At 54.7% G+C, this 17,673-nt stretch carries 14 protein-coding genes and 1 pseudogene; all 15 read right to left on the minus strand.

Annotated elements, in window-relative coordinates:
- Window position 1: 1 nt before the first annotated feature.
- Window positions 2-4,651, minus strand: a complete 4,650-nt coding sequence (locus tag HMPREF0240_RS15855; protein WP_016360007.1) for an LPD25 domain-containing protein — start codon at window positions 4,649-4,651, stop codon at window positions 2-4.
- A 131-nt stretch (window positions 4,652-4,782) separates the two neighbouring features.
- Entirely contained in the window at window positions 4,783-5,388 is a 606-nt protein-coding gene (locus tag HMPREF0240_RS15860; protein ID WP_009004425.1) for a helix-turn-helix transcriptional regulator, read from the minus strand.
- Between the two features lie 102 nt (window positions 5,389-5,490).
- Window positions 5,491-5,694 (minus strand): hypothetical protein, encoded by a 204-nt coding sequence (locus HMPREF0240_RS15865; protein WP_009004426.1) that lies wholly within the window; start codon window positions 5,692-5,694, stop codon window positions 5,491-5,493.
- Window positions 5,695-5,743: 49 nt separating this feature from the next.
- Window positions 5,744-6,220, minus strand: coding sequence for a hypothetical protein (locus HMPREF0240_RS15870; protein ID WP_009004427.1), 477 nt, complete (start codon window positions 6,218-6,220; stop codon window positions 5,744-5,746).
- 10 nt (window positions 6,221-6,230) lie between these two features.
- Window positions 6,231-6,386 (minus strand): hypothetical protein, encoded by a 156-nt coding sequence (locus tag HMPREF0240_RS24705; protein WP_009004428.1) that lies wholly within the window; start codon window positions 6,384-6,386, stop codon window positions 6,231-6,233.
- A gap of 212 nt (window positions 6,387-6,598) precedes the next feature.
- Window positions 6,599-8,713: a DNA topoisomerase 3 gene (locus tag HMPREF0240_RS15875; RefSeq protein ID WP_009004429.1), complete on the minus strand. Its 2,115-nt coding sequence runs from the start codon at window positions 8,711-8,713 to the stop codon at window positions 6,599-6,601.
- Complete coding sequence (locus HMPREF0240_RS15880) at window positions 8,710-9,507, minus strand: DUF4366 domain-containing protein (RefSeq protein WP_009004430.1); 798 nt, start codon at window positions 9,505-9,507, stop codon at window positions 8,710-8,712. The genes HMPREF0240_RS15875 and HMPREF0240_RS15880 overlap by 4 nt, the downstream gene beginning before the upstream one ends.
- A complete protein-coding gene (locus HMPREF0240_RS15885; protein WP_009004431.1) occupies window positions 9,497-9,751 on the minus strand; it encodes a DUF4315 family protein in 255 nt (84 codons plus the stop codon). The genes HMPREF0240_RS15880 and HMPREF0240_RS15885 overlap by 11 nt, the downstream gene beginning before the upstream one ends.
- A 22-nt stretch (window positions 9,752-9,773) precedes the next feature.
- Entirely contained in the window at window positions 9,774-11,720 is a 1,947-nt protein-coding gene (locus tag HMPREF0240_RS15890; protein ID WP_009004432.1) for a C40 family peptidase, read from the minus strand.
- 31 nt (window positions 11,721-11,751) lie between these two features.
- Window positions 11,752-14,163: a VirB4-like conjugal transfer ATPase, CD1110 family gene (locus HMPREF0240_RS15895; protein WP_009251539.1), complete on the minus strand. Its 2,412-nt coding sequence runs from the start codon at window positions 14,161-14,163 to the stop codon at window positions 11,752-11,754.
- Window positions 14,060-14,509, minus strand: coding sequence for a PrgI family protein (locus HMPREF0240_RS15900; RefSeq protein WP_009004434.1), 450 nt, complete (start codon window positions 14,507-14,509; stop codon window positions 14,060-14,062). The genes HMPREF0240_RS15895 and HMPREF0240_RS15900 overlap by 104 nt, the downstream gene beginning before the upstream one ends.
- 6 nt (window positions 14,510-14,515) lie before the next feature.
- Window positions 14,516-15,085 (minus strand): MT-A70 family methyltransferase, encoded by a 570-nt coding sequence (locus HMPREF0240_RS15905; RefSeq protein WP_075053150.1) that lies wholly within the window; start codon window positions 15,083-15,085, stop codon window positions 14,516-14,518.
- A 33-nt stretch (window positions 15,086-15,118) separates the two neighbouring features.
- The gene (locus HMPREF0240_RS15910) at window positions 15,119-15,982 is read right to left on the minus strand and encodes a VirB6/TrbL-like conjugal transfer protein, CD1112 family (RefSeq protein ID WP_009004436.1); all 864 of its coding nucleotides are present in this window, start codon (window positions 15,980-15,982) and stop codon (window positions 15,119-15,121) included.
- 75 nt (window positions 15,983-16,057) lie between these two features.
- Window positions 16,058-16,273 (minus strand): Maff2 family mobile element protein, encoded by a 216-nt coding sequence (locus HMPREF0240_RS15915; protein WP_002566673.1) that lies wholly within the window; start codon window positions 16,271-16,273, stop codon window positions 16,058-16,060.
- 63 nt (window positions 16,274-16,336) lie between these two features.
- A pseudogene (locus HMPREF0240_RS15920) lies at window positions 16,337-17,419 on the minus strand (type IV secretory system conjugative DNA transfer family protein); the annotation flags it as partial.
- Window positions 17,420-17,673: the final 254 nt, after the last annotated feature.

Below are 17,673 nucleotides of genomic sequence, written 5' to 3' on the forward strand. Positions count from 1 at the left end.
CTCATACCTCCAATTCCTTTGATTGCTCCCTCTTTGGGGGCTTCTTTTTCTGTTCCTCCTTAGCGGCGGCAAGCTGCGCCCGGATGGACGGCTTTTTCTGTTTCTGCGCCGTCCTGCGCGGCTGCTTGGGCTTTTTCGCCTCCGCCTTGGCTGCCTCGGCCACATCCAAAAGGGAAACCGGCTCCCCGGCTTTGGCCCTTGCTTCCAGTTCTCCCATGGATGGAGCATTGTTCAAAATGCCGTCAATCATGGTTTCGTTTTGCTCGGTGGACATTTCCGCCGTCTTGATATGGCTTTCCTGCCGGGCAGAGATGGCAAAGGCCCTTGTGCCGTTTGCCATGATAAGATACCTGCCGTCCTCCGACTGGTGGTGGAATCCATACCCGGCGGCCTCCATCTGTTCCCGGCTCATGGCGGTTACATAGAACGTCCCCCTCGGCGTTTTAACGGGTTCGCCCGTTTCCAGTTTGTCGGGGGTAAGCTGCTGTCCCTGCTCCTCGAAAAATTCCGGCACCTCCCGATAACCGATACGATCCACATAGTAGGCAGTCTGTTTTCCGTCTTGCCGGAACACCACAATATCCCCCAGAGAGAGGGAACGTCCCTTGTAATCGGCGGGATGTTCCATGTTGAACCGATGGTAAATCTCGTCCAGAGAGGGGTTCTTATCCAACGGAGCTGTGTAGACAAGCCGGTAATTCTTCCTGTCCACGGAAAGCCCGTCTGCCTGCAAGCCCTCATAGGAACGGTAGCGGAAGTTGCGCCCTTCCGGGCCGCGCGGCACTTGGTAGATGGAAAAGTTTGGCTGCGCCGGGGCATCGGAGCCAGAAGCAATATATTCCTCCACTGTCAAACCGGCCGCCTTGGCCTCCTGCGCGACCTCGGCCTGTACCTGCTCCCTGTAATCCTGTAAGCTCTTATCAAAGTCGGAAAGCTGCGGCGGCTCCGGTAAAGCTTCTCCCTGATTGAGAAGCGGACGGCACTTTGTTACATAGTTCATCAGGGCAGTCAAATAGGCGGTCTGCTCTGGCAACAGGGGATCGCCGGAGTGTAAAAGGCGCTGTGCCTCCTGCTCCATACGGGAAAGATTGCAGTGCTGTTTGAGATATGGGACAAAGGTATGCAGCAGCATATCCCGCTGGGCCTTGTCCGCCTCCCATGCTTCCGGCCCCTCATGGTGCAGCACATGGTTTTTCCAGCCTTCATCCTGCGCATAGTATTCGTGATACCCTTGGATATGTTCAATCAGGGAACCGTCCCCATCGCCAAAATCCTGCCGCCCCTCGTAGCTGTCCGGCTGGCCCTGCATGGTAAAATCAATGCGGAACTTGGTTTTATCGTACCAATGGCCCGTATAGCCCGGCTGTTCCCGGTCATGGCGCTGGGCCTCGTCCAGTGACTTAAAAACGGCCTCGGCCTCATGCAGCGGCATTTGCTGGCCGTCTTTCAGGTGAGGGCTTTCACTCCAAAGAATCGTAACAACCGGCTCCGCTGCCGGGTCAAGGGTGATCTGGCGCTCGGCGTTTGCCACAGCGATTTCACTGTCTATCCGGCTTTTTACAAAGCTGTCCACCTCGCCATGCTGCATTTCATAGCCCTGTTCGCAAAGCTCATTGACAAGGGCCATCACCTTTTGCGTATCGTCCACGGCCTCGGCATAGTCCACAATCAACCGGCGCTCCCCGTTGCCCAACCGCTGTCCGTCTTTTTCCGCTAAGTCAATCAAAGCGTTGGCCCGTTCCTTGGGGGACGCCTTCGGCATGAATGGTTTCCCATTCAAAAGACCGTCGATTCCGTTCCATGCCTGCGGCTGGGGAATGGCGTTGGCCTGTTCAGCGGCTTCCAGAAAATCATCCATCCTGTCGCCGGTCAGGAGTTCCATTGTCCCAGCCGGAAGCTCATGGATGGCAAGGATTTCTTTTCCGGCTTCCTCAAGGGACAGGTCGGGATTGTCAAGCTGGCCTCCGTCCAGCTCCTTATATTCGGGGCCATACAGTGTGTAGTCATAGCCGGTTTCCGATGTCTGGATATACAGGTAATCGCCGCTTTCCAGACGGTAGGCGGCCTCCTGCGGGGCTTCTGCCTGTTCCAGCGTTCCATCTCCGGCAATGGTAAAGCCCTGCGCCTGCGCCGCCTCCTTGCTTCCCTGCGACACTTCGCCGGTGGATTTCAAATCCGTGTCAATCAGCATTTGCAGTGTAGCCCGCACTTCCTCGGTCATGGCCTGCTGTTGCTTGGGGGGCAGCTTGGAAAACACGCCGTCCGGGTTTGTCTGCTCGGCGGCCTGCGGCTGTTCCTGCTGGGCCTGCCGTTCTTTCTGAAGCTCGGCAAGGCGGCTGTCAATGGTGGTAATCAGCTCATGGGCGGTGGCCCGGATGGTTTCAAGGGAGGCTTTCAGCTCTTTCAATTCCTTGCCGGAACTCCAACCAGCCACATAGCCAAAGGAATAATCGGAGGTGTCCAGCCCGTAATGCTGGCAGACGGCATAGGCCACGCTTTCGGCCTGCACCTCGCGGGTGCGGCTGTCGGGGCGGTCAGTCTGCTCCATGGCCGGGGCTTCCGGGTCAATGGCGTGGAGCTTGGCATGGGCGATCTCATGGATGGCTGTCTTTAGGGTTTGTAATTCACTCATGCCCTCCTGAATGGCGATCCGCTTTTCCATGAGGTGATAGTAGCCGTGAGAGCCACCGGGAATGTCCTCGAAGGCCATCGGGACGGGGGAGGCCTGTTCCAGCACCTTGAAAAAGTCCTCGTATTGCTCCACGCTGCCGGTCAGTTCTTCCGTGCCGATAGAGGGCAGCGGTTCTCCCTCGGTCTGGCTCACATCAAAGACGGAAACGATTTTAAATGCCGGAACTTGGATTTCCTGTACTTCGGTAACAGGCTTTCCGTCCTTTCCCGTCACTGGCTTTCCCTGGGCGTCCAGCCTCGGCACTTCCTTCTTTGCTTTGAACGGGGCCGGAGCCAGAATCTTGATGGCTTTTTCACCTTTCTTGACGTTGCGGTGAAAATCATCCCGCCACTTGTTGTAGCCCGCCACAAGCTGGCCGCCCTGCATGGCGATTAGGAGCGTGTTGTTGAAGCTGTAACTGTGGAACTTCGCCATAGAGGTGAGATAGGCTTTGTACCGTTCACTTTCAAAAAGCTCCTGTATGCCGGTTTCCAGCCGGTCGGTGATTTCTTTCATGCGGTCGGCGCTGTTCTGGCTGTTCAGGAGAATGGGGGTGACGGGCTGCGGGGCCTGTACCTCCGACTCTGGCTGGGCGCTCGGTTCCTCGTGCAGCGCTTCCGGCGCGGGGTAGGCCATCACCCGGTATTCCTCCGGCACGGGCTGACCCTCATGAATGCGCTGCCATTCCTCGCCGGTTCGCAGGAGATAGCCAAACTCAGTGAATGTCCCTTTTTCCTCCTTGGCAATAAACCGGCCCAGCCGTTCCGTGTCAATGGCCGGTTTCCATTCATCAGGAACGACCATCAGGCCGGAATGATTCAGGTAGTGTTCCCCCAAGGTGCGGTTGTCCTTGGCCTCGATTAAAACAAAGCAATCCGTGTTTTCGGTATAGTCGATGATCTGGCCGATGGTCTGAAATTTCTCCGGGGAGTGCATGACGGCGTTTAACTGCAAACGTTCCACATCGTCCAGCTTTTGAAGCTGCACCGCAAGAAAATTCAGTTCGTCCACACTGGCGGATTGTATCAAGTCCTCCGACAGTTCCAGCGGTTGCCCCTCCTGGGTAGAAAAGCCGTCAATAAACAAGTCCTGCTGGTTGTCGGCGGTGATGTGGATTTCCTTTAGAGCTTCCTGTACCTGTTCGGCGGTGGTCGGCAAGGAAAGCCAGTAGCCATGCGGCCTGTCGGTCTGCGCTTCGGCGCGGTTATCAAGAAAAATAGAAAATACTTCGTTCACGAGTTTCCTCCTTTCAGGCGGTTGGATAGCGGCGGACGGCTCCGGCTGTTCTTTCCCGGCCCCGGTGGTCTGCTGGGGCAGCTCGGCGGCCTGTTGGGGCGCTTCCCCCTCGATGGTGTAGCCGGGGAGCAGGAGGCCGTTTACCTTGAAATAGTCGGCGTACTTCTTGGGGATGACCGGGGAGATTTCCGTAAACAAATGCTGGTGGGCTTTGATTCGCCCATTCAGATATTTGTCCAGTTCTTCCCGACTGGCAAATACTTTCCGATCCTGTCCGGCAATCCGGGCCTGCCGGTAGCTTCCAGGCGCATTGGTATAAATGCTCCAGCGCAGTGTCCAGGAGTAAGGGACAGATTTCTTCGCCGTGCTGTCATACCGGGTATTCTCGGAAATGGAATAGGTCATTTTATAGACCGCGTTGCTTCGGACACGGAGGAAATCCCCCTGCGCCTCCCACTGGTTGGAAGTGTGGGTGACGGGAAGCGTCCGGGCATATTCCAGGGCTTTGTCAAGAAACAGGGTTCTTCCGGCTTGTTCCTCCCATGCGGCGGCCTGTGTCTTTAAGCGGTCAAAGATTTCCTGTTCTGCGGCGGCGCTTTCCGCCCGCAGGGAAAGAATCTCTGCAAGAGGCAGCTTTACCACTTCGGAGAGATCGGCCTTGCCGCTTTCAAAGTACATCCGGCGCTCAATCCGCATGATGTTAGCCGGTTCTAAGTTATCGTGGTCGTAAGAGCTATAAGACATTTGGTTTCACATCCTCCTGAAAAATGGCATAAGAAAAGCAGGAAACCGTTTCAAAGATTTCCTGCTGGGTGGTGCCGCCTGTGGGCGGCTGGTATTCAGTTGTTGATAGGGGCCTTACAATCGCTTCTGTTTTATTTGACCTTCCAGATATAACGCCAATATTTTAAACTTAATAAAATGCCGCAAATCGCAGTAACTACGTCTGCCAGAAGATACCTCACTCCAACCTGCTCCAAAGGAATGATGCGGGGCAAAAAGAAAATAGAGAAAATCATAGCAAGACCAATGATGCTCTGCAATGCTTCAAGCCTATGCTTTTTCCCCATATCCTTTGATGTGATAAACAGCAATACAAGACCAACCGTCAAAATGGCTAACCAATGGTACGGGTACGGGAAGTCTGTACCATACAGGCCGGAAGAATAGCCGTCCCAGCCAGCGTTTAGCAGTATGACACCACCCCACCTTCCAAAAAGCATCTTGGCATTTTGCTGCTTATCCCTAAATTTTTGTTCCTGTGCCGCTTGTTCCTCGGCATAGGTTTGAGGATCAACCAATTCAGAAATGCTGATTTCAAAGAGGAAAGCCAATTCCGATAAGTTTTTAGATGTCGGTTCACTGGTTCCTGCTTCCCATTTTGCAACAGCTTGACGGCTGATGCCCAACTGATCGGCAACATACTCTTGGGACATTTTTAGTTGTGTACGCCTGGCTTTAATGTTTTCGCTCAGTGCCATGTTCACGCCCTCCTTTCCGGTTTCATCATACATCAACACCCCGGTTGCGTGCCACCAACTAAAATGCAACCGTAGGTTGCAAGAGCCAGGCCATACAGAAATTTAAGAATCCGGCAGCTCACTCAGTATGTTTATGGTGCGGTAAATTTCTCCGCAGGCCGGGCACTTCCAGTCCATATTACTCTTTTTTGCTTTCTTATGAAGATGCACTAATTCCGCTTGGCGGCATTTGGGACATATGGTTGGAAGCCCTGCCCACAACCGTTTCAGCAATCGCACTTCGTTTTCTCTGCTGTCCGTATACATTGTCCCTCCTGGTCTAAGCCGTTCTTAAAATCAAACAGATCGACTTCCTTTATGTGTCGTATTCAATGAGATATATTTGATTGGAGCTTTGGTCATAAATGGCAAAGGTAAAATTAAAGGAAAAACGCTGGAACAGCTCGGAATCATCATATGGATTTGTACTTTCCGAATGGCGGTCATAGAAATAATAGTACCCGTCCTGTATTTCCGGTATAGATACTTCATCATCGTATGGCTGGTATAGGAACGTGTCTAAGTTTTCGGGAAGAGGAAGTTTTTGCCAGATTTCACTTTCTTCCATTTGTTCACCGATGGAATCATCGGGATATTGTAACACTGTGTAGGAAACTCCATCTCCATGAAATCCACCATGCGTATCCTTGTGGGAAACAACTTTCCCTATCGTTAAGTCAATCCCGCATTGTCTGGACAGTGCTGCCAGATTATTTTCCTGCCTGAATAAAATAAAGGATAGCGAAAGCAATAGCAATGCGATTGCGATAGAAATAATTATCCATTTTTTCATAACCGTCCACCTACCTTTTCGTTGTCATATTTCCAAAGCCAGCCAATGAGGTTCCCATCAAAAGCCCCAGCGGGATGTTCTCCAACAAAATCCCGAACAGCAGACCAAGCCCCATCCCAATCGTAGCCATACCATGAAAACATTGTTTTTTATCTGGTTGTTTCATCGGTTCCTCCCTCTGTATGACATAGATTCTTATGCATAGTATAGCAGGGATATCCGATTATGAAAAGCAAATTTAAATCCATTCTGCACAACCGAAACATCCATCATACAAGGGGCTTGGGGCTTCCCCAAAGAGAAAATCCCCGGCCCGGCGGGTGCGCCGGGTCAGGGATTTTGCGGGAGTGTGGCTACACTCCCTATGCTTGCTGTTTTTTAGTTCTTCGCTCTCCGTTCTATGCGGTAGTTGACGTACTTCCCACCTGTATCGGCCAAAAGCACCGTCCCGTCATAGGTCTTGCCGGTTTTCATGGAGAGCAGGCCCTTTACCTTTGCTTTTCCGTCTCCCAGCAGCGCGGCGGCGATCTTCGGGGTAAACGCCTTGCCCCGTTCCTCAAAAAATCGGTCATTCTTCCACATGACAAACTGGCAGCCTCGGTTTCCGCAGTAGTAGTTCTTTTTGCCCTCATAGACGCTTTCCCCGCAGCGCGGGCATTTGCCGATAACCACACGCTCGGCCTGAAACAACCGCTGTGCGTCCTCGCTGATCTGCGAATAACCAACAATCAGGCTCCTTGTCATTTCCGCAATGTCATGCATGAAGCCCTCCGGGTCGGCCTCCCCTTTGGCAATGGCCGTCAGCTTCGTTTCCCATTCAGACGTAAGCTGGGGAGAGGTCAGTATATCCGGCAGAACACAGGCAAGGTTGTGGCCGTCCCTGGTGGGAAGTAGCTGCTTGCCTTTGCGTTCCACAAAGCCCATCTGCACCAGCTTTTCTAAGATGGAAGCGCGGGTGGCCGGTGTGCCTAAGCCCTGCCTCTCGGCGTCCTCCGGCATATCCTCGGCTCCGGCACGTTCCATAGCCGACAGCAGCGTATCTTCGGTGTAGGGCTTGGGCGGCGTAGTGAAATGCTCGGTAACACTGGCCTCCACCGGGTCAAAGGTCTGGCCCTCGATGTTCTCCGGCAGACGGCCTCCGTCCGGCAGCTCCCGCGCAAGCTCCGGCGCGTCCTCGTCGGCGTCAATCTTGAAAGAAGCCTTAAAACGGCGGTCAATCTCTTTCCAGCCGGAGGTAAGGACGGTCTTTCCCTTGGCGGTAAATTCATTCCCGGCGCAAGTGAATGTGGCGGTGATGGCCTCATACACATGGGGCGCGGCTACCGCACACAGCAGCTTGCAGCACACAAGGGACAGCAGTTTCTTTTCGCCCTCGGCCAGCCCGTCAAAGCCTGTCTGCACAAACTCCATCGTGGGGATAATGGCGTGGTGATCCGACACCTTTTTGCTGTTCAGCACCCGGTGAAACTCCGGGGCTTTGTCCAATCCCGCCGCAAAGGAAAGCAGCGGCAACAGGCCGGACACGATGCGTTCCAACCTGGGCTGCATATCATCGGTCAAATACTGGCTGTCCGTGCGGGGGTAGGTCAGCCGCTTCTTTTCATAGAGCTTTTGGGCGTAATCAAGGGTCTGCTTGGCGGTAAATCCAAACAGGCGGTTGGCCTCCCGCTGCAAGGTTGTGAGGTCGTAAAGACGTGGCGGCTGCTCTGTCTTTTTCTCCCTCGCCACGGAAACACAAAGGGCCTGCTCCCCAGCGCAAGCCGCTTTCAGGCGGGCCGCTTCTTCGGGGCTGGAAAGGCGGCTGCTGGCCGCCTCCATGCCGCCCGCTGCGATATGGACAACGTGATATTTCTCTTTCTTAAAACCGCTGATTTTCGTCTCTCGGTCAACCAGCATTTTCAGGGTCGGCGTCTGGACACGGCCCACGGTCAGGGTCTTGTGGTATAGGATGGAGAAAAGTCTTGTGGCGTTGATCCCCACCAGCCAATCGGCCTGCGCCCGGCAAAGGGCCGATTGATAGAGAGCATCGTAGTCCGCGCCGGGTTTCAGGTTGGCAAACCCATCACGGATGGCCCCGTCCTCCATGCTGGAAATCCAAAGGCGCTGAAACGGCTTTTGACAGCCCGCCATCTGATAGACGAAACGGAAAATCAGCTCCCCCTCGCGTCCGGCGTCGGTGGCGCACACAAGGCCGGTCACGTCGGGGCGCTCCATCAGGGAACGTAAGACTTCAAACTGCTTTTTCTTGTCGTCCGGGATGATGTACTGCCATTCTTGCGGCAGAATCGGCAAATCCTCATAGCGCCATTTCTTAAAGCGGGGGTCATAGGCCCCGGCGTCGGCAAGGGAAACCAGATGGCCGATACACCAGCTCACCAGATAGCCGTTTCCCTCTAAGTAGCCGTCCTGTTTCTGATCCGCGCCGATCACACCCGCAATGCTGCGGGCCACGCTCGGCTTCTCTGCAATTACAAGAGTATGTGAAGTTGTCATTCCTCGTCCTCCTCGTCTGTTTCTTCCTCCATCAACAAATCTTCCCCCGGCTCTTGAGCGTACCCATCGGTGGCGTCGTCCGGCTCCGGGGCTTCTTCCTCGTCGCCCTCGGCCTCGCCAAAGTCGTATTCGTCCAGATCGTCGCCGCCCTTGACATCTGCTTTCGGCTTGCGGAGCTTAAAGAAGTAAAGGGCTACGCCGCCGCCCGCCAGCGCTACCACAAGGAACACCACAAGGCCGCCCATGCCTCCGCTTTCTTTCTCCGGCGCTGCCGGTTCTTCCTCGCCTACGGGTTCCGGCTCCGGCCCGGCGCAGGCGGTCAGGTTATTTTTACAAACCGGGCAGGCCGTGTTGACGGCCCCAGCCTCACACTTGGCCGTGCAGGTGCAGGCTTGCGGCTCCTGTTCGCCGTCCTCCAACAACGCTTGCAGGTCGGCGTCGTCCACTTGGTTTAGGAAATGCACGGAGGTTTCCTTGTTCTCATTGGCCCGGTCAATCAGGATATAGAAGTAATTCCCGGCCTTGGTGGTGACGGTGATCAACTGCTTATCTCCGAAAAAATCATCCACCAGTGCCGCGTTGCCCTTAGGGGTGACGGGTACGCCCTCCGGCTCCATCTCTATGCCGCCGGTGGTGGGTTCCTCTGTTTCCTCCGGCAAAGGGGCTTCGGTGGTTTCCGGCAGCGGCTCCGGGTCAGGGTCAACGCCCCCGGCGTAGGCGGTAACGGAAAAAGCCGCCATGCAAAGCACAGCGGCCAGTGTCACGGCAAATCTGCGAATGAGCTTATTCTTCATCGGCCTTTCCCTCCTGTTCAAACTCCGGCTGCGGGGCCGGGGGCGCTTGCAGAGCGCCGCCGCGCACAAAGGCGGCGAACTCCTGCGGGGTCATGTTCAGGCCGCGCACAAGCTGGACGATCTGCAAGTTTTCCTGTTCAGTCTTGGCCGCCTCCAGCTCCCGAAGCTGATTTTGCAGCGCCGCGATCTTGCCTTTGGTTTTCTCAATGTCCTTTTCAATGCGTTCCAATTTGTTCATTGCCATAGTCAAAAACTCCTTTCTGGCGTCAGGGTAGACGCCCGTAACAATAGAAATGCTCCTGCCAGTAGCTTGAATTTAGGTTTGTGTAACTGATGGGATTTCCACAGTGCAACATGACCGAATTTCCCACATACAGCCCCACATGGGACATCCCGGAAGTGTCGTAGGTGCCGACGAAAAACACCAGATCGCCGGGCTTTGCCTGCTCCGGGGAAACAGGGGTACAGAGGTTGTAAAGCCCCTGCGCCGTCTGCCGCCCCACATTCCAGCCGGAATGATTGACTACCCAGCTAATGAAGCCGGAACAATCAAAGCTGGTGCTTGGAGAGCTGCCGCCCCACACATAGGGATAGCCCACATATTTGTCCGCCTCCGCAATCATGGCCGCAAAGGTTTCATCCTCTAAAGCCTCCGGCGGGATTTCATAGTAGGTCGGCTCCTTGACGGTGGAGGCATGGGGATAGCTGCCGCTTGGAAAGAGGTCTGGCCGGTTGCCCAACGTCTGCATATAGGCCGCGTACAAACTGAGCTGATTCTCGTCCATGAGATAGACGGGCAGGTGGGATAGATCGGCATTTTCCAGTGTCACATAACAGATGAAATACTGGTAAGGTTCTTCTTCCTCATACTCATTTCCATCGTCATCCGTATGAGTGACCGTTCGATAGCGGATTTCCATCTCCACACGCTCGGTTAAGGTGTATTGCTGTTCAAAGAGCATGGCAAGATTGCCCTGTACCTCATCCAGCGTAAACGCCCCGCCGTGGAGCGCGGAGAGGATAGAGGTCAGCACATAGGGGTCATGGCTGATGTCGTCCAAATCAAAACGGTACTCGTCGTAGCCGGGGTGCAGGCTTTCGTAGTTGTCAAGCTCGTGCTGCAAGTCGGCTTCCATCCCGGCGTAGGTGGCCTCGGCCCCCAGCATATCGCTGTCCTCGGACAGATAGGAGGTGGCCGCAAGCCCCGTCCCGGCGCTTCCAAACATGGCGGTGCAGGATTGCAGGCCGCCCATAACCAGCATGAGAAGCAGGCCCACGCCGCCGATCAGCAGCGCCCCTTTCCAGTGCCGTGCCACAAGGGATGCGACCTGTTTGCCTTTCTCTGCGGCTTTCCTGGCGGCTGATGCGGTGGTCTTGGCACTGCCTGATGCGCTCCGGCCCGCCGCCCGTGCGGCCTTGGCGTATTCCCGTTTGATATGCTGTTTCTGACAGAGGCGGGAAACCGGGTTCTTTACCGCCTGTGCCAATTCTGGGTTGTCCCGTAGAGATTTTCGATATACAAACTCGGCGTTGGCAGCCATGGACTTGCGTTCCGCCTTGGCTGCGGCCCGGTAGGGTTTCAGCTTATGCCGACGTATGGCACTTTTCAGCACCTTGCCCGCCTGGCGCTCGGCCAGTTCTTCCGCCTTATGACCGGCCTCCACGCCCACGTTTTCCTGCTCCACCTCATGGATTTTCCCATGGAGGTATAGCCTCGCCTCCTGCACCGGGCGACTGGCCGGATTGGGTTTGAGCTTTGGCGGGGCTTTCTCCACTTTTTCAAAGTGAAGTTTGCTTTTGGCCTTTCCCTTGGCCTCGTTGTATACGGTTTCCTTGGTAAGCACGCGCTTTTTCGGCAGGGCTTCTTTGGCCGCTTCCAGCTTGTCCGCCCGTTTTTCCGCCTTTTTGATATAGCGGGCCAGCTCTGGAGAGGCCCGTTCCCCGGCGGTAAATTGCAGACGGGAGGCCGGGGCGCCCGCCTGCCTTGCCATACGTTCCCCATTCCGGGCCGTCCGCTTTGCCTTATGCCGGTCACGGATGTCTACGGCCCGTTCCAGCGCCTTTTCCACTGTACCGTCCGGCTTGGCGGTATATTCCGGCTCAGTTTCCCGGCTGGAAATGCCCGCGCTCTCGCCGGTGGTCTGGTTGTCCAGCGTAAGCCCGGCGCGGGTCATGCGCTGCGTCACCTTATCACGGGGTTTTAAGGGCTTCATGGTGCGCCACCTCCTTTTGCGCCCTCGCGCCTCATACCGTGACCCCCTCGCCTAAGCGGGTGGTCATGATCCGGTAAAGCTGGGTGTGCTTCGGGATGGGGTTCTTAAAGGGCAGGATCACGTTTTCGTAAATCAAAAGCCCCTCGCCGGGTTCGGAGTTTTCCACATACCGTAATTGCTGCGGGGAGATATTTAACCGCTCCGCAAGGATTTTCCGATCGCCGCTGGCCTGGTTTAACAGGCAGATAAAGTCACTGTTTTCCAAAATGTTTTCAATCTCCGGCGACAAGAGCAGATCCTTGACGTTCTGTGTGGCACCTGTGGGAATGCCGCCCCATTTTCTGAAACGCTTCCAAATCTCACAGGAAAAGGCCGCTGTCTGTTCCTCCCGCAAAAGCAGGTGGAACTCGTCACAAAAGAACCACGTCGCCTTGCCCTGGCTGCGGTTCTGCGTCACCCGGCCCCAAATCTGGTCTTGGACAATCAGCATACCGATTTTCTTTAGCTGTTTGCCAAGCTCCTTGATGTCAAAGGCCACAATCCGGCTTTCAATGTCCACGTTGGTGCGGTGGTTAAAGACGTTTAGGGAGCCGGACACATACAGGTCAAGAGCCTGCGCCACCCGGTCGGCCTCCGGGATATGCTGGTCTAACAGGGCTTGGTGGAGGTCGGAAAGAATCGGCATATTTTCCGGGCGGGGGTCTGCCAGATAGGGCCGGTAAATCACCTGCACGGCCCGGTCAATCACCGTCTTTTCGATGGCTTCCAGCCCGTTCTTGCCGCCCATCACCAGCTCACAGAACGACAACACAAAGTCGGATTTTAAGGCCAGCGGGCTTTCATCCTCGCTGTAATTTAAGTTGATATCCAGCGGGTTCACATAGCTTTTGCTGGTGGGCGACAGCTTCACCACCTGTCCATGCAGCCGCTTGACAAGGGGGTAATACTCGGCCTCCGGGTCACATACATAGACGTCGTCCGGGGTGCAGAGGAACACACTCAAAATCTCGGCTTTACAGCTCATGGATTTCCCGCTTCCCGGCGTCCCCAGCTTCAAACCGTTGGGGCAGCGTGCCCGCTTCCGATCCAGCATAATCATGTTGCCGGTCTTGGCATTGACGCCGTAATACATGGCGTCTCCGCCCTGAAAAAGCTCCTGCGTCACGAAAGGCACGAACACGGCCACGCTGGAAGTCGTCAAGGAACGCTCGATCTGGATGTGGCTGGCCCCCAATGGGAGACTGCTCATAAGGCCCTGCTCCTGCTGGTAGTCCAGCCGCACAAGGGAACAGTTGTATTTCTGCGCCACGCCTGCGGCCCAGAACACATCGTTTTCCAATGCCTGCCGGGTGTCGGCGGTATTGAGGACAAGAAAGGTGAGCTGAAACATTCGCTCGTTCCGGCTCTGCAAGGTCTTTAACAGCTCCTTGGCGTCCTGCCCGTAGGTGGCAAGGTCGCTGGGAAGTATGTCCATATCGTAGCCGCTGCGGACGGCTCGTTTCTGTTCCTGAATCTTCATGGCATCCAGGTCGGTGATTTTCCGCTTCACCGTCTTGATAGCCTCGCTCTGGTCGATGGCCTGCACATGGAGGTTCACCACAATGCCATTTTCCGTATTGAGAAAGTCGGCCAGCATTTCGTCCGACAGTTCCGGGGACAGAATATTTAAAAAGCTCACAGCCCCGTACTTGCCGCCCAGCCCGAACAAACGGGCATGGCCGAAGCGGAACGACGACGGGGCAATAAAATCCTTGGTGGAGAGGCCGGAGGAAGCCAGCCACTTCCAATCGAAGGAAAACGGTTCCCCGTCCGGGTGGAACATGCGGTGCATGACTTCCAGCCGGGCCGTTGCGTCCAGTCCCCATGCCACGGCCCCCATGCTCTTGAAATAGCCTAAGAGGTCGGTTTCAATGCGGTGCAGTCTGGCACGAGCCAGTTTCAGGTTGTCGGCCTCGATGGTATAGGTCAGGAATTTCCGCTTCATCAGTCCATTGTTCCCGCTTACCAGTTGGTTTTTCAAGATAGCGGAATACTCTGTGCGGATGTCGTCAAAATCATCCCCCTGCGCCCGGATTTCAAGGCTTTTGGCGTACTGCCTGGGGTCAATCTTGTGGTTGAGAAAGGAAAACTGGATGTGAATCGAGGCATCCAGGTAGTTGTAAAGGTCGCACAGGTTTTCAAAGATGGCTGTCTTGGTATCGGCCTGTGCAAGCTGATAGCTGATATCCGCAAACTCAATGCACTTGGAAAACCTGCGGGGCGTCAGGCGGCAAATCCCGTCCTGATACATGGCCTCATAGGGAATACTCTCCTGGGCGGAGTGGGGCTTGCCGTCGCCCTTATACTTGCGGATGACGGCCTGAATTTCTTTCTTTTCTGCGCGGGTCAGCTTTACCGGCGTTCTTTCCTGCGCTTCGTTTCTTTGCTTTTTGAACAATGGCATTTACCTCCTTTTCCATTTGTCGCTGCCGCACAAGGGCGGTATAAGCATTGTTGGTCTGGTAAGGCCGCTCTTTCGGCATGAGAAAGCAACACTGGACGATCTGCCATACCACCACTTCCAGGGGCTGGCCGTGGCGCTCATACAGCGCCATGAGAAAGCCCGGCAGCATGGCAAACACCATGAGAAGCGCCGCCGCGCTGGTGGGGACGCGTCCCCGAATCAATAAAAAAAGCGGGATGCCTACAAGCAGCGCACCGCCAAAACAAAGGAGCTGGCGTTTCGTCAGCCCGAATACCACCTTGGATTTCACCTTGGTAAAATCCTTTGGAACAGTTACATAAGCCAAATCAAATCACCTCGTTTCTTCTGGCGCGGACAGGGAAAAATCGCTGTCCACTTCATTGCCCCACACATCCCAGCCGGGGGTTTTCTCTCTGGCAAACAGCTCTGCGCGGGGCAGGTCGCCCGCAAGCTCGATGATTTTCTCGCGGGTGATATCGGGTTTCTTGCTGTGTTCCTCAATGGGAGAAATGATAAACTGATGGACGCTTCGGGAATAGCGTTTGGGATGTCCTCGCTTGCCAAGCAGACAGATTTCCGCATTGCCTCTTGTCCAGTGGCCCAACCCATAAAACCAGGTAGGGCTTTTCTTATTCCGTTTCAGCCAGACAAAGGCCACGGTCTTGAAGGTGAAGCCCCATGCCTGAATCAGCCGCAGGGCTTCCGGCAGCATGGGGAACGTGGCCCACAAAAACAGCAGGCAATCCTTGGCTGCCAGTGTTTCCACCGGCAGGGCGCACAGCTCGTCAATCCCCATGGTGGGATAGTGGTTTTCCGCTGCACCCTGTACCGTTTTCTGGTCATATCTCCACGGTGGGTCAGCGTAAAGAATGTGATAGGTTTCCTTCTGTGATTTCTCGATAAGCCTGTTTCCTCCTGTGTAAAAAGTGTAAGATCAATGGGCTGTGAACACAGCCTTAGACAAGCTGCCGGTTTTGAACAAGCCATAGCACAGCAGCACCGTATAGCCCATACAGCCCCAGATTGCGCCGGAAATGTCGTCCGCTGTGCCAATATCCTGAATCAGAACCGCGTAAATCCCCACAACCACCATGATTAAAAAGGCTTGGAAGCCCAGCGCCAGCAGGGATTTTAAGTAGTTCTGGCCCATGCCGCGCCACTCCGCATTGCCCAGGGTGGCAAGAGGGATCGGCCCAAGCGCTGTCACGGCGTATATTTCAATCATTCTCCCGTAGGTAACAAGGAAAATGCAGATGGATAACGCGTGCATCGTCAGGCCTACAACCAAGGTCTGGAACCACAGGCCCAGAAGCGGCCCAATGTCCATGGCCTCCAGTTGTGCTTCCAGGTCTGGAATCAGGGTGTCAAAGTCAATGCTGGTTTCCCCGATGATGACACCGGCGCTTTGATTCACGACGGCCTGGGTGGCATCAAAGACACCCATGACGATATTCCATGTGTTCGTCACAATGAGAATGGCAAAGGCACTCTTAAACATCCAGCGGAAAAACATAGAGCTGTCAAAATCGTGCATGTTGTTCTTTTCCACGATCATTTCAATCAGCTCATAGCACATCACCAGGGCGAGAATGGCCGCCGCAATGGGGACAATGACCGTTTCGGACAGGCTTTGCAGCATGGAAAAAATGCCGCCGTTCCAGTCCTGCGGGGTGCTGCCCACATCCGATGCGATTTCCCCAACCTTGGTATTCACAGTGCCAAAAAGCCCCGACAGGTTTCCTTTAATCCCGTCAATCAGGATTCCTTTGATCCATTCCGCAATTAAATCATCAATCATATGCGTTCACCTCCTTGTCCGCGCCCTCCTGCTACCGGGAGGGCGCGGCATATTGCTTGCAGATGGACGGATTGCTTATCCCAGCAGCCCGGACAGGAGAGGTACAAGGGTCATGCCAATGAGGGCCACGCCTCCGCCCGCAACAAGCTGCTTGATTCCCTGGCTCTTGCTGGCGGGATTATCGGCCCCGTACCCCTCCAACAGATTGACGCCGCCCCATACACACAGAGCGCCGCCCAGGCCCACAACGATGGTCTGTAACGTATCTACTGCACTATTGAAAAATTCCATACATGCCTCACTTTCTGCCGGTTTCCGGCGAACAAATTTGATTGCTTACAGAAAAAAGCCGCTTCACTGTGCGGCCAAATCTTCGTCCGACAGGTCAATGTCGTAAAGGTCAAAGGGTTCATCCTCCGATACCACGCGCCGTTTTTTCCGGCGCAGGGACGACAGGTACCTGTCCACATCAAAGGTGTTCTGTTTGTCGGCATCCGAGAGGTATTTATAGCGTGGGTGGCGAGTGATGTCGTATTTCTCACTGAAAAACGACCTCACGCCGCGCACCTGCAAAATACACTTGCCTCCGTCCATCGTTGCAATTTCGTCCTGGCTCATCAGCTCCTTTCCGAGTTTTTGGTAGTTCAGTCCGTGGGAGGTCTGTGCGCCCCGGTTCTCGCTTTGGTTATAGCTGTCAATGGTTTCCTTGCCCAGCACGTCCGCGATTTCCTTGGCGTTTTTACCTCTGCCACTCAAAAAAAGCGTACAATCGCAGTTGTCGGAAATGATTTCCGCCGAATCCCGATACAGGGCTTTCAACTGCGACTGGCTCTGTAAAATGATCGAAGCCGAGATTTCCCGGCTTCGGATGGTGGCGATCAACTTGTCAAAGTTGGGAATCTGACCGATGTTGGCAAACTCGTCCAGAATCATCCGCACATGGACGGGCAGCCGCCCGCCGTATTTGTCATCCGCCCGGTCGCATAAGAGGTTGATTAACTGGCTCTGCACCATAGCTAGGATGAAGTTAAAGGTCGTGTCCGTATCACTCATAATGAGGAACAGGGCCGTTTTTTCGTCCCCGATGGTGTCAAGCTCCAGCTCGTCGTCCTCCATCAGCTCCCGCACCTCCCGGATGTCAAAGGGCGCTAATCTGGCTCCGCAGCTAATCAAAATGGAGCTGCGGGTCTTACCAGCGGATAGAAGAAACTTCTTGTACTGGCGTACCGCAAAGTGTTCCGGGTCTTTTTCTTCCAGCCGTTCAAACATCTGGTCTACCGGGGATTGAAATTCCGGGTCATCCTCGCGGGCCTCGCTGGCGTTTATCATTTCAAGAAGCGTGGTGAAATTCATTTCATCATCTGGCGCTTCGTACCAGATATAGCCAATGAGGGCCGAATACAGCAGGCGTTCCGACTATAGTGATAGGTAATCCTTTGAAGTTATCGCCGGATTTTCCCCCACTCCACACCGGACGTGCGACTTTCACCGCATCCGGCGTTCCATCGGTTGTTTTCACAAGCATTTAATCAATCACCAAATGAAATGTTAGTTTTCTATTGCGGACAAACCAGCCTGCTGGCGCAGACTGTTCACTTTTAACATCAGTTCCTTTGTTGCCTTGAGCGTGTCGGCTATCTCTTTTAGCTCATTCTTAGGACACTCTTGCAGGAGTGGAAGAAATCTATTAT

It is taken from the genome of Clostridium sp. D5 (assembly GCF_000190355.1).
In the GTDB taxonomy this organism is placed as follows: Bacteria; Bacillota; Clostridia; order Lachnospirales; family Lachnospiraceae; genus Faecalicatena; species Faecalicatena fissicatena_A.

Bases quoted from the DNA above. Each gene is read 5' to 3' on its own strand.
- HMPREF0240_RS15875 (WP_009004429.1), bottom strand. From the start codon at position 8,713: ATGACAACTTCACATACTCTTGTAATTGCAGAGAAGCCGAGCGTGGCC.
- HMPREF0240_RS15890 (WP_009004432.1), bottom strand. From the start codon at position 11,720: ATGAAGCCCTTAAAACCCCGTGATAAGGTGACGCAGCGCATGACCCGC.
- HMPREF0240_RS15870 (WP_009004427.1), bottom strand. From the start codon at position 6,220: ATGAAAAAATGGATAATTATTTCTATCGCAATCGCATTGCTATTGCTT.
- HMPREF0240_RS24705 (WP_009004428.1), bottom strand. From the start codon at position 6,386: ATGAAACAACCAGATAAAAAACAATGTTTTCATGGTATGGCTACGATT.
- HMPREF0240_RS15895 (WP_009251539.1), bottom strand. From the start codon at position 14,163: ATGCCATTGTTCAAAAAGCAAAGAAACGAAGCGCAGGAAAGAACGCCG.
- HMPREF0240_RS15915 (WP_002566673.1), bottom strand. From the start codon at position 16,273: ATGGAATTTTTCAATAGTGCAGTAGATACGTTACAGACCATCGTTGTG.
- HMPREF0240_RS15910 (WP_009004436.1), bottom strand. From the start codon at position 15,982: ATGATTGATGATTTAATTGCGGAATGGATCAAAGGAATCCTGATTGAC.
- HMPREF0240_RS15885 (WP_009004431.1), bottom strand. From the start codon at position 9,751: ATGGCAATGAACAAATTGGAACGCATTGAAAAGGACATTGAGAAAACC.
- HMPREF0240_RS15860 (WP_009004425.1), bottom strand. From the start codon at position 5,388: ATGGCACTGAGCGAAAACATTAAAGCCAGGCGTACACAACTAAAAATG.
- HMPREF0240_RS15865 (WP_009004426.1), bottom strand. From the start codon at position 5,694: ATGTATACGGACAGCAGAGAAAACGAAGTGCGATTGCTGAAACGGTTG.
- HMPREF0240_RS15855 (WP_016360007.1), bottom strand. From the start codon at position 4,651: ATGTCTTATAGCTCTTACGACCACGATAACTTAGAACCGGCTAACATC.
- HMPREF0240_RS15880 (WP_009004430.1), bottom strand. From the start codon at position 9,507: ATGAAGAATAAGCTCATTCGCAGATTTGCCGTGACACTGGCCGCTGTG.